This window comes from Staphylococcus aureus (assembly GCF_001027105.1).
In the GTDB taxonomy this organism is placed as follows: Bacteria; Bacillota; Bacilli; order Staphylococcales; family Staphylococcaceae; genus Staphylococcus; species Staphylococcus aureus.
Genome location: NZ_CP011526.1, coordinates 1,551,860 through 1,564,634 on the forward strand (window position 1 = coordinate 1,551,860; position 12,775 = coordinate 1,564,634).

A 12,775-nucleotide genomic window follows, 5' to 3' on the forward strand; every position below is an offset into this window, starting at 1 on the left:
ATTGCTAGTTATATCGTCTCAAGTTAAAAGTTTTATATCTTATGTCGTAATTATTAATACAAAGGTTATTCATTTGGAGGCACACAAAATGCAAAATAAAGTTTTAAGAATTATCATTATCGTTATGCTTGTATCAGTTGTATTAGCATTGTTATTAACGAGTATCATTCCAATTTTATAAACTATATCTCAACTACCTATACAAAATCATACAATTAAAAATCCATCCATTATAAACGCATGTATTAATAAGTTATCGTATTGCAACGATTACTTTCAAACATGGGTCATACGGATGGATTATTTTTTAAGCTACTTCACTATGCATTTTCAATGAACCAAATTGCGATTTGATTTGTAAATATTCTTCTAATTCATTTAATATTTGAATAATACTTGCTCTCGAGTTAAGCGCTTTGTGTGTTGTTGGCAATGGCAGTTCATCCAATTTCAAACGCGTCTCATACAAATTGTGTAAACGCATTGCTGTATAGTCATTACTATTCACATTTAGACCAATTTCTTTCAGCAGTGACGCAACATCATTTAAAAGCGGATCTTTATGACAGATACTTTCGATGAGCGGTTTCATTCTCATTAACAATTCCACTTGCTCTTCTCGCATATCAAAATAATGATAGTATGAATTTTCGTTTCTAACAAAATGATTTTTAACATCTCGGAACGCGATAGACTTCGCCTTTTTAATATTTAAAAGTAACACTTCAAATTCAATCGCAATGGTATCTTCATATTTTTCACAAATATAACTATATTTACTAAAAATATCAGCAATTTGTTGCTCAATTTTACATTTGTATTCGTCTAGTTGTTTGTCTAAACTTGGCATCATTAAATTCATTGTAAATGCAATGCTTAGTCCAATTAACAGTAATAATGTTTCATTAACAATTAAATGTGCATCAATTGATTTTGCATTAAAAACATGAAGTAATATAACGCAACTCGTAATGACACCTTCTTGTACTTTTAATACGACAGTTAATGGTATAAATAACAATACGATAATACCGAGTACAATTGGACTCTGACCTAATAAACTAAATATTGCTGAACCTAAAAACAATACTAAAAAACATGATACTAATCTTGAAATAATCGCTTGTAGCGAATGTACTTTTGTATGTTTAATACATAATACGACTAATATGGCGCTTGAAGCATAATTATCTAAACCTAACAGCTTACTAATAATTACACCTAAAGTCATACCCACTGCTGTTTTTATTGTTCTAAATCCAATCTTGTAAGGATTTAACTTTAACATGGGTTAGCGCCTCTTATCTTTCTTCACAATATTTATTGAATAATGTTTGTAATTGATTAATTACGTTCATCACATCATGACCTTCGATTTGATGTCTTTCAATCATTTCTGTAATCTTTCCATCTTTTACTAATGCAAATGACGGACTTGAAGGCGCATAACCTTCGAAGTATTCACGCGCTCTTTGTGTCGCTTCTTTATCTTGTCCAGCAAATACTGTCACTAGACGATCAGGTAATACGTCATAATGTAAAGCATGTGATGCTGCTGGTCTTGCGATACCACCTGCACAACCACATACAGAATTGATCATAACTAGTGTTGTACCATCTTGTTTAAGAACTTTGTCAACATCTTCTGCAGTAGTTAATTGCTCATATCCCGCAGATTCAATTTCATTCCTTGCTTGTTCTACAACACCGTTCATGTATAAATCGAAATTCATGTCCATAAGTTCAATCACCTATCCCTTTATATTTAAACTATCCTCATTCTACTAATTAATAACATATTGTTCAATAAACTAATCTGAATCACACCTATATTTAGACACAATTTTAACAATATACCAAACATTATTGTGCTTAAAATCATGGTAACTAATTTGTTCACATGTTTTCATTAATATGTTTCAAGTATGATGTCTTATTTTGACTTTACTGCAAAAATGCATTCAACCATGTTGATTATTGTTCTTTATCTTTTTTGAATATATTGCACATATTTTAGTGCCAAAAAATAATACATCCATCGACAAGAACAAGATAAAACAAGTTGTCGATAGATGCATCTATGTTATCACTAATATATATTTGTATTTTCTAAAGTATACTGTTCGATACGCTGTTTAATATGATTCATAAATTTACCTGTTTGTAAACCATCTAAAATACGATGATCAATTGAAATACATAAATTAACCATGTTACGAATTGCAATCATATCATTAATTACTACTGGCTTTTTAACGATTGATTCTACTTGTAAAATCGCTGCTTGTGGATGATTTATAATACCCATTGATGATACTGAACCAAATGTACCAGTATTATTTACCGTAAATGTACCGCCCTGCATATCTTCAGCTGTCAATTGCTTATTACGCGCTTTCGTTGCTAAAGTATTAATTTCTCTAGCTATACCTTTGATTGACTTTTCGTCTGCATGCTTAATCACAGGTACGTATAATTTATTTTCATCAGCAACAGCAATTGAAATATTAATGTCTTTATGTAAGACAATTTCATTTCCTTGCCAGCTACTATTTAATAAAGGATATGCTTTTAAAGCATCTGCTACAGCTTTTACAAAGAAAGCAAAGAACGTTAGATTATATCCTTCTTTATTTTTAAAGCTGTTTTTATAATGATTTCTCGTATTCACAAGATTTGTAGCATCTACTTCAATCATCATCCATGCATGTGGAATCTCTGTTACACTATTAACCATATTTTGCGCAATTGCTTTACGCACACCATTTACTGGTATTGTGCTGTTTTCACTATTGTCTTCAGATGATTGGTTACTTGATGTATCTACTGATGTTGATTTTGTTTGAACTTGTTTGTCAGATTGAGCTGTGGTACCACCATTTTCAATAACTGACATTATATCCTTCTTAGTTACACGACCTTCAAATCCACTACCTACAACTTGTGATAAATCAATGTCATGCTCTGAAGCGAGTTTAAATACAACAGGTGAAAAGCGACCATTATTACGTGGTTGATTTTGTTTAGCAGTAGATGTCTGTTCCACTGTTGCACTAGCTTTTTTAGTAGATTTCTGAGTATGCTCATCCACTTTTGCTTGTATCTCTTCAGTTGTTTCATTTGTCTTTTCATCAGCAGTTTCAATTTTACAGATAATTGTATCAATAGCTACTGTCTGCCCCGCTTCAACTAAAATTTCTGTAATTGTTCCTGATATCGTGGAAGGGACTTCAGCTGTCACTTTATCTGTAATAACTTCACATAATGGTTCATATTCATCAATATGATCACCAACAGAAACTAACCATTGTTCAATGGTGCCTTCATGAACACTCTCACCTAACTTAGGCATTGTTATTTCCATGACTTTCCCTCCCTAGAATTCTGCTAATTCACGCATTTTATTTAAGATTTTTTCTGGATTCATCATAATTTCATTTTCTAATACAGGAGAAAATGGCATAGATGGTACATCTGGAGCAGCTAAACGCATGATTGGTGCATCTAAATCGAACAAGCAATGCTCTGCAATAATCGCTGACACTTCTGACATAATACTACCTTCTAAATTATCTTCAGTTACAAGTAAAACTTTACCTGTATGTTTAGCACGATCAATAATTGTTTCTTTATCTAATGGATAAACAGTTCGTAAATCAACGACTTCAACATTGATACCGTCTGCAGCTAAAATATCCGCTGCTTGTAAACAATAATTGACCATTAATCCATAACAAAATACTGTTAAATCTTCACCTTCACGTTTCACATCTGCTTTTCCTAAAGGTACAGTGTAATATTCTTCTGGCACTTCTTCCTTTAAGAAACGATAAGCTTTTTTATGCTCAAAGTACAATACTGGATCATTTGATTCGATAGATGATAATAAAAGCCCTTTAGCATCATACGGTGTGGAAGGAATAACAATTGTTAAACCTGGCGATGAAGCAAATATACTTTCAATACTTTGTGAATGATATAGTCCTCCGTGAACACCGCCACCAAATGGTGCACGAATCGTTAATGGGCATTGCCAATCATTATTTGAACGATAACGCATTTTCGCAGCTTCACTAATAATTTGATTTGTCGCAGGTAAAATAAAATCTGCAAATTGAATTTCTGCAATTGGTCTTTTACCTACCATAGCTGCACCAATGGCAGTTCCAACAATATTTGACTCAGCTAATGGCGTATCGATAACTCTGTCTTCACCATATTTTTGTTGCAGTCCTTGAGTAGTACCAAATACGCCACCTTTTCTACCAACATCTTCACCAAGAATAAACACATCTTTATTTTGTTGTAATGCTAAGTCTTGTGCCTGGCGTATCGCCTCTAAATAAGATAATTTAGCCATTAGTTAAGACTCCCTTCTTCGTACACAAATGCATAGGCTTCTTCGACACTTGGATATGGCGCGTCTTCAGCAGCCTTTGTCGCTTTATTGATGATGTCTTTATGCTCCGCTTCTATTTCTGCCAACCAAGCATCATCGATAATGCCAGCTGAAAGCAACTCTTTTTTGAACTTTTCATTGCAGTCTGCTTTTTTAAGCGTTTCACGCTCTTCTTTCGTACGATATTGGTCGTCATCATCTGATGAATGAGCTGTCATACGACTTGTTACTGCTTCAATCAAAGTTGAACCTTGACCAGAAATAGCTCGATCTCTTGCTTCTTTCATCGCTTTATACATTGCTAATGGATCATTACCATCTACTTGTTCACCATGTATACCGTAACCAAGTGCTCTATCCGATAATTTTTCAGCTGCGTATTGTAATGAATCAGGTACTGAAATTGCATATTTATTATTTATAATGACACATACAAAAGGAAGTTTGTGTACACCCGCGAAGTTTAAACCTTCATGGAAGTCACCTTGGTTTGAGCTACCTTCACCAACAGTTGCTGTTGCAATTTTCTTCTTACCATCCATTTTTAAAGCTAAAGCAGCACCAACAGCATGGGGTATTTGAGTTGCTACCGGTGAACTTTGAGACAAAATATTCTTAGCTCTACTACTAAAGTGTGATGGCATTTGTTTTCCACCAGAGTTAACATCGTCTTTCTTTCCAAACGCTGATAAAAACGTATCATACGCTGAGATACCCATATAAGTAACGAAAGCTAGATCTCTATAATAAGGCGCTGTAATATCACCTTCTTCTAATGCGTATGCCATCCCAATCTGAGTTGCTTCTTGTCCTTGACCACTTACAACAAATGGAATTTTACCTGCACGGTTCAATAACCACAGTCTTTCATCTATTTTTCTACCTAAATCCATCCATTTATATATTACTTTTAGGTCTTCTTCGCTAAGGCCTAATGATTTATAATCAATCATGTTAAATCCTCCTATTTATACGTGAATAGCTCTACTTTCTGCTTTCAATCCTAATTCCATCAACACTTCAGAGATGGAAGGATGTGCGTGTGTTGTTAGTCCTAATTCTAATGCCGAGCCATTCATGAACTGTAACAGTGATGCCTCATTAATCAATTCTGTTACATGTGGACCAATCATATTAATACCCACAATTTCTTCAGTTGATTGATCAATCACCATTTCGCTATACCCTTCGTTTGTGTCATGGCTATCAATCACTGCTTTACCAATTGCTTTAAATGGTACTTTAAAACTTTTAACTTTCATTCCCTCTGCCTTTGCTTGTTCAATGTTTAAACCGATAGAAGCAATTTCAGGTTGTGAATAAATACACTTAGGCATCATGTTATAGTTTACTGGGATTGGGTTCCCCTCAAACATATGATCAACAGCCACAACACCTTCTTTTGATCCAACATGTGCCAATTGTAATTTTCCTATACAATCACCAGCTGCATAAATATGTTTATCTTCAGTTTGTTGAAATTCGTTCGTTAAAATATGTCCTGATGTTGAAAGTTTTATTTTAGTGTTGTTTAAACCAATATCTGATGTGTTAGGTTTTCTACCAATCGATAGCAACACTTTATCTACTTTAATTATGTCTGAGGAAATTTCAAACGTAACACCATCTTCGTTAACATTTATATCATTTTCAGAAAGTTTTATTCCCTCATAGAATTTAACACCACGTGCTGACAATGATTTTTTTAATAGTTGTGAAGCTTGTTTACTTTCAGTTGGTAAAATTCTTTCACCTGCTTCTATAACTGTTACGTCAACACCTAAATCTATCATCAATGATGCAAATTCCATTCCGATAACACCACCACCAATAATACCAATACTTGATGGTAACGTCTTTAATGATAATATATCATCGCTAGATAAAATTTTATCATGATCAAATGATAAGAATGGCAACTCTGCAGGCGAAGAACCAGTTGCAATTAATACAAATTGGTTGGGTAATAAGTCTGATTCACCATCTTCATATTCGACAGAAATTGTGCCACTTTGAGGTGAAAATATAGATGTACCTAGAATACGTCCCGTGCCATTATAAATGTCAATGTGATTGTGTTGCATTAAATGCTTTACACCTTGATACATTTGATTAATAATGTCTTCTTTTCGTGCCAACATATTTTCAAAATTAACATTAGCATCTTTGACATCAACGCCAAACATTGCTGCCTGTTTTACTGTTTGAAATACTTCAGCAGATTTAAGCAGCGATTTAGTAGGAATACAACCTTTATGGAGACAAGTACCTCCTAATAGTTGTCGTTCTACTATTGCCACTTTTTTACCTAATTGAGACGCACGTATCGCAGCAACATATCCTGCAGTACCTCCACCGAGAACGACTAAATCATATTGTTTCTCTGACATGTTCTTACTCCTAACTAATGATATATATCCATTGAAAATTTATTAATACATAGTTTTCATGTCCATTAATTACCTATTTTACATGATTGTCTATTTAGTTTGAATGCACATAAATAAATCCATAAATGAGTATTCAACACACTTTGGAAATTATCTACGTCTTTGATTGTGTTGTATCATTTCTCTTGCATTTTCTCGAGTTAAATCAGTAACACTTGCACCTGAAATCATTCGTGCAATTTCATCTACTTTATCATCGCTAATTAACTCTTGAACTTGTGTTGTTGTACGATCATCTTTTGATGATTTCGAAATTAATAAATGATGGTCGCTCATCGATGCAACTTGTGGTAAGTGAGAGATACAAATAACTTGTATATATTCTGCTATATCTCGCATTTTCTCTGCCATTTTTTGTGCAGCTTGTCCAGATACACCTGAGTCAACCTCATCGAATAAAATTGCAGTTTGACCTCTCGATTTAACAAAAATACTTTTTAACGCTAACATAATTCTAGAAAGTTCTCCACCTGACGCAATTTTATTTAAACTTTTTAATGGTTCCCCTTTATTTGGACTGATTAAAAATTCTACAAATTCGATTCCATCAATATTCGGTTCTTCTAATTTTTTAAATGAAATCTCAAGATTTGCGTCTTTCATTTGTAAGTTTTGAATTTCCGATACAATGTGGTCTCTTAACTCCCTAGCGACTATACGACGCTGCTTTGATAACGCTTGTCCAACCTCTATAACTTGATTATACAATGCATTTATTTCTTCTCGTAACTGCGATGTACTTTGTTCATAGTTTTCAATTTTATTGATTTCATTATTAAGCTTTTCTTGATATGCGATTAATTCTGAAATATCTTTTCCATATTTACGTTTTAAATTATTCAGCAAATTCATACGAGATTCATACTCGTTTAACACTTGTTCGTCGAATTCTGTATTAGCCATTTCATCATATAACTCATGTTTTGCATCTTCTAAAATGTAGTAAAATTGATCAATATCTTCTTTTAATTTGTCATATTTGTTTGGAACTATATCGTTTATTGTTAACAAATGGTTGCTTAGTTCATATAAACGATCAGTGATAGCATTTTCATCCGTTAATGTCATATATGCGTTATTAAGCGCTAAGCTTAATTTTTCAGAGTTTTGAATGCGTTTAATATCTATTTCAAGTTGCTCTATTTCGCCTTCTTTTAGATGTGCTTCAGACAATTCTTCTAATTGGAATTTCATTAAATCTAAACGCTGTAGCAATGCTTGGTCTGCTGATTCTATATCTTCTAACTCTTGCTTTTTGGCTTTATAATTTTGAAAAGTTTGGTGATATTTATCCAACAAATCTTGATAACGTGATTCTGCGTAATTATCCAATAATGTTAAATGGTATTTTTGTTTCAACAAAGACTGCGTTTCATGTTGGCCATGAATATCTAATAATTCTTGCATAACTTTTCGTAAATCTTGTAAAGTAACTGTTTGATTATTAATTTTACAAAGACTTTTACCAGAGCTGAAAATTTCCCGTTTAACTAATAAAAAATCTTCATCTACATCAATATCCATATTTTTCAATATATGTATAGCATCTTTACTCTCGTCAATATCAAATATACCTTCGATGACAGCCTTTTTTTCACCATGTCTTACAAAATCAGATGAAGCTCTCATTCCAATTAATTGTCCAATTGCATCTATAATAATTGACTTACCTGAACCCGTTTCACCACTTAAAACAGTTAAACCATCAGAAAATTGAATTTCTAATTCTTCAATAATAGCAAATTGCTTGATTGATAAGGTTTGTAACATAAACTCATCGCATCCTTATAACAAATTGAAAATTCTTGACTTGATTTCATCACTTGCCTCTTTGCTTCGACAAATAATTAAACAAGTATCATCACCACAAATTGTGCCTAGTACTTCTTCCCAATTGATTTGGTCTAATATAGCTCCAATAGATTGTGCATTACCAGGTAATGTTTTTAGAACAAGTAAATTATCAGTACCATCTATATTAACAAAGGAATCCATTAAATAACGTCCCAATTTTTCTAAAGGATGGAATTTTCTATCATTTGGTAAACTATAAACATATTGACCTGAAGGTATAGGTACTTTAATAAGTTGTAGTTCTTTAATATCACGAGAAACAGTTGCTTGAGTGACATTTAAATCATAATCGTTTAATCGTTTAACTAATTCATCTTGTGTCTCTATCTGTTCATTTGAAATAATTTCTCTAATTTTTATATGCCTAACCGATTTTTTGGGCACAGTAAACACCTCTGATTACGAATATTTATACATTTATTTTAACACATGCACTGATTTACGACTACTAAACACCTTTACGTAAAAAGGGTAAACATGGTTTATCTATCTTGGTTATCTATTTATAAATATTTTTCATATTACGCATAACAATTGCTTAAAATATGTATAAAAATGAATATATGTGTAATAAACTTGCTAATTATTAGATTTAATAAGCGTCAATTGTTTGAACATATTTAATTAAAATCACATTGATATCACAGATACGAATATTGTCGTATAGAAATTGAAAATTCTATTTTTTAAATGAAAGTCTTCAACATAATTTTAAGTTTCAACATGAGAAAAATCGATTAACAAACAACGTCAGTTGAATATGCCTTTTGAGACATTTCAAACTTTACAATTGTTGCTAATCGATATATTTGCTTTTAGTGATCCCTGCTATAAAATAAATCAACGATTTCTAATAAGTGTTTTGTATTGAATTGTTCATCAATTTGCGTTAGTTCATCCACTGCTGCGTCTCTATGATAAGTCAATTTATCTTCTGCGCCATCTTTCCCTAATAAACTCACGTACGTACTTTTATTATTTTCAAGATCGCTGCCCACTTTTTTACCTAACTTTGCTTCATCACCATAGCAGTCTAATAAATCATCTTTAATCTGGAACATCATACCTAAATGATAACTATAACTTTCTAAATGTTCTTTAGTTGTATCATCGACATTAGCGATATCTGCTGCACTCATAACCGCAAAAGTTAATAATGCTCCTGTTTTTGTTTTGTGTATCATTTCCAAAGTTTCAAGATCAATTGGTTGGCCTTCGCTTTGCATATCTAACATTTGACCGCCGACCATTCCAACATGACCACTTGCTATTGACAGCCGTTGTAGAACTTTTATTTTTACTTCATCAGTTAATCTATCATCACTTGAAATAAGTTCAAATGCTTTAGTTAATAAAGCATCACCTGCTAATATCGCAGTCCACTCACCATATACTTTATGATTTGTTAATTTTCCTCGTCGATAATCATCATTATCCATCGCTGGTAGGTCATCATGAATAAGTGAATATGTATGAATCATTTCTAGTGCAATTGCGCTCTTCATACCTAACTCATACTCGGTATTTAGTGAATCTAAAGTGAGTAATAACAGAACTGGTCGGATGCGTTTACCTCCAGCATTTAATGAATACAACATACTTTCTTCTAGCTGAGTATCCATTACTGATTTATTTATCGCAACCGATAATTCATTATTGACTTCATCTATTAATTTATTCATCGGTAGATTCGTCATTTTTTACATCCTCAGCTTCTTCTTTTATTAAGTCATTCACCTTTTTTTCGGCATTTTTTAAAGTTGTGTCACAAGCTGCTGATAGTTTCATACCACGTTGATATAAATCTAATGATTCCTCTAAAGATACTGTTTCATTATCTAATTTTTGAACAATTTGCTCTAATTCTTGCATCATTTCTTCAAAACTTTGCGTTTCTTTAGTCATTATTACACCTTACTTTCGTAACTTTTGCATCTACTAAGCCATCTTTCATTGTTAACGTCAATTGATCATTTTCTGTTAAATCTTTAGTACTCGTAATGACTTCGTCTTTTTTATTAACAATTGCATATCCACGCAACATTGTATTAGTTGGACTTAAATTGTTTAAGTTTTCTACTTTATTTTTCAAATCATTTTTATAACTTAATATCTTAGAATTCAATAATTTAACAAGTTGGTTTGTCAATTGAAGATTATTTTGTTGTTCTTGATTAACACTACTTAGTAATGCTTTTAAATTATAACGTTGTTGCAACAGCATTAATCGATGTCTCTGTTGTTCAAAAGTTGCCTGAATTTGTTGTTTCAGTCTCTTTTCTAAATCATCTCGACGTTGTATCTGTTGATCATACAATAAAGTTGGTTGTTTAAACTTGTAATACGATGACAAATGTTCAACATGTTTACGTTGTTGTTCTAAATGTTTCTTGATGAAACGAGTCAATGTAAACTGATATTGCTGTATTTGTTGCAGCAATTCATATTGGTCTGGTGTTGCAATAACAGCAGCTTGAGTTGGAGTCGCAGCTCTGATGTCTGCAGCAAAATCACTTAATGTAAAGTCTGTTTCATGACCAACTGCTGATATAATCGGTGTCTTACAATTATATATTGCACGGACGACAGCTTCTTCGTTGAAATTCCATAAATCTTCTATGGATCCACCGCCTCGACCTACAATAATGGTATCTACACCTAAACTATCTGCATATTCAATTTTTTCAATAATGTCGTCTTTTGCTTTTTCACCTTGAACCAAAGTACTAATTTGTATTTGTTCAGCTAATGGAAAACGACTATTTATCGTTGAATGGATATCTCGAATTGCGGCACCTGTACTCGCTGTTAAAACTGCAATTTTTTTAGGAAACTTAGGTATTGATTTCTTATTCGCTTTATCAAAACAACCTTCTTCAGTTAATTTTTTCTTTAATGCTTCTAATTTTTGATATAAGTTCCCTATACCATCTAATTGCATTTTATTTACATAAATTTGATAGTTTCCACGACGTTCAAAAACAGAAACACGTGCTTCTAATAAGACTTCATCTCCTTCTTTAGGTTCGAAGTTTAATTTAGAAGCACTACCTTTGAACATCATGGCACTTATAACGCTTTCTTTATCTTTCACATTAAAGTATAAATGACCACTTGAATGCTTTTTGAAATTTGAAAGCTCACCTTTAATCAATACAGATTGGAGATGTGGATCTTGATCAAATTTATATTTAATATATTTCGTTAAAGCTGAAACACTTAAATAATCTGACATATAACATCACTCAATTTTATTTTTTTATATTACTCAATACACCATTTATAAATTTATAATGATCATCATCACTGAATTGTTTTGTTAATTCAACTGCTTCATTCATTACGACTTTAGCAGGTGTATCACTGTGTAATATTTCATATGTTGCCATTCTTAAAATAATACGATCCGTTTTTAATAAACGTGCAATAGTCCAATCTTTTAAATAAGGACTAATTGTCTCGTCTAATACAGGTTCGTGATCTTTAACGCCAGAAACTAGCCAATGAATAAATTCGAAGTCTAAATCTGGATTATCGTCTTTAATAAAGCTTATCGCTTCATTTATCGTTAAATCACTGTCCTTCATTTCTAATTGAAATAAAGTTTGAAAAGCTTGCACTCGGGATTCTTTACGACTCATTTTTAACTCCTTCAAACGTTTGTATTTTTCTTTATTTAATTACTGAATTAGGTATGACATTACTTTTCAATAACGATTTGTGTAATGTGAATATTAATTTGCTTAGGTTCTATCGCTGTCATATTAGAAATTGAATTAAAAATTGACGTTTGAATTTTGTTTGCAGTTTTTGAAATATTAACACCATGTTTTAATGCACAATATACATCTATATATATGCCATCTTCTTTACTCTCGATTTTTAAATCACGGCTTAAATTTTTACGACTAACTTTTTCTAAATTTGTTTCTTTTAATTCAGCAAAATGGCCAGTGATGCCTTCGACTTCCGAAGTAGCTATACTTGCAATAACAGATAGCACTTCTGGCGCTATTTCTACTTTACCTAATTTTGAATTTGAATAATCAGTTACTTTGACCATGGATTGACC

Annotated in this window: 14 protein-coding genes; 1 reads left to right on the forward strand and 13 read right to left on the reverse strand. The window is 32.3% G+C overall.

Translation table 11 applies throughout. From position 1 onward, the window contains the following. Position 1 precedes the first annotated feature (1 nt). A complete protein-coding gene (gene prli42, locus AA076_RS07690) occupies positions 2-181 on the forward strand; it encodes a stressosome-associated protein Prli42 (protein WP_001789875.1) in 180 nt (59 codons plus the stop codon). Between the two features lie 126 nt (positions 182-307). Here the strand turns inward: prli42 and AA076_RS07695 are convergent, their stop codons facing one another. From AA076_RS07695 to AA076_RS07755, 13 genes are all read right to left on the reverse strand, one after another. Next, the gene (locus AA076_RS07695) at positions 308-1,288 is read right to left on the reverse strand and encodes an aromatic acid exporter family protein (protein WP_000916195.1); all 981 of its coding nucleotides are present in this window, start codon (positions 1,286-1,288) and stop codon (positions 308-310) included. A 13-nt stretch (positions 1,289-1,301) separates the two neighbouring features. Then, complete coding sequence (gene brxB, locus AA076_RS07700) at positions 1,302-1,739, reverse strand: bacilliredoxin BrxB (RefSeq protein ID WP_000367419.1); 438 nt, start codon at positions 1,737-1,739, stop codon at positions 1,302-1,304. Positions 1,740-2,089: 350 nt separating this feature from the next. Continuing rightward, positions 2,090-3,364 carry a dihydrolipoamide acetyltransferase family protein gene (locus AA076_RS07705; protein ID WP_000406843.1) on the reverse strand — a complete coding sequence of 425 codons (1,275 nt, stop codon included), beginning with the start codon at positions 3,362-3,364 and terminating at the stop codon, positions 2,090-2,092. Between the two features lie 12 nt (positions 3,365-3,376). Further along, on the reverse strand, positions 3,377-4,360 hold the full coding sequence (locus AA076_RS07710; protein ID WP_001096642.1) for an alpha-ketoacid dehydrogenase subunit beta: 984 nt from the start codon (positions 4,358-4,360) through the stop codon (positions 3,377-3,379). Then, positions 4,360-5,352 carry a thiamine pyrophosphate-dependent dehydrogenase E1 component subunit alpha gene (locus AA076_RS07715; protein ID WP_000568353.1) on the reverse strand — a complete coding sequence of 331 codons (993 nt, stop codon included), beginning with the start codon at positions 5,350-5,352 and terminating at the stop codon, positions 4,360-4,362. Before AA076_RS07715 ends, AA076_RS07710 begins: the two co-directional genes overlap by 1 nt. Before the next feature lie 15 nt (positions 5,353-5,367). After that, entirely contained in the window at positions 5,368-6,789 is a 1,422-nt protein-coding gene (gene lpdA, locus AA076_RS07720; protein ID WP_001291535.1) for a dihydrolipoyl dehydrogenase, read from the reverse strand. A gap of 150 nt (positions 6,790-6,939) precedes the next feature. Further along, on the reverse strand, positions 6,940-8,619 hold the full coding sequence (recN, locus tag AA076_RS07725) for a DNA repair protein RecN (protein ID WP_001836254.1): 1,680 nt from the start codon (positions 8,617-8,619) through the stop codon (positions 6,940-6,942). Between the two features lie 15 nt (positions 8,620-8,634). After that, entirely contained in the window at positions 8,635-9,087 is a 453-nt protein-coding gene (gene ahrC, locus AA076_RS07730; RefSeq protein WP_001124985.1) for a transcriptional regulator AhrC/ArgR, read from the reverse strand. Positions 9,088-9,518: 431 nt separating this feature from the next. Further along, complete coding sequence (locus tag AA076_RS07735) at positions 9,519-10,400, reverse strand: polyprenyl synthetase family protein (RefSeq protein WP_000183378.1); 882 nt, start codon at positions 10,398-10,400, stop codon at positions 9,519-9,521. Then, complete coding sequence (locus AA076_RS07740; RefSeq protein WP_000159865.1) at positions 10,378-10,608, reverse strand: exodeoxyribonuclease VII small subunit; 231 nt, start codon at positions 10,606-10,608, stop codon at positions 10,378-10,380. Before AA076_RS07740 ends, AA076_RS07735 begins: the two co-directional genes overlap by 23 nt. Further along, positions 10,601-11,938: an exodeoxyribonuclease VII large subunit gene (gene xseA / locus AA076_RS07745; protein WP_001286928.1), complete on the reverse strand. Its 1,338-nt coding sequence runs from the start codon at positions 11,936-11,938 to the stop codon at positions 10,601-10,603. Before xseA ends, AA076_RS07740 begins: the two co-directional genes overlap by 8 nt. Before the next feature lie 16 nt (positions 11,939-11,954). Next, positions 11,955-12,344 (reverse strand): transcription antitermination factor NusB, encoded by a 390-nt coding sequence (gene nusB, locus AA076_RS07750; RefSeq protein ID WP_000087385.1) that lies wholly within the window; start codon positions 12,342-12,344, stop codon positions 11,955-11,957. Between the two features lie 59 nt (positions 12,345-12,403). Continuing rightward, positions 12,404-12,766 carry an Asp23/Gls24 family envelope stress response protein gene (locus AA076_RS07755; protein ID WP_000241588.1) on the reverse strand — a complete coding sequence of 121 codons (363 nt, stop codon included), beginning with the start codon at positions 12,764-12,766 and terminating at the stop codon, positions 12,404-12,406. Positions 12,767-12,775: the final 9 nt, after the last annotated feature.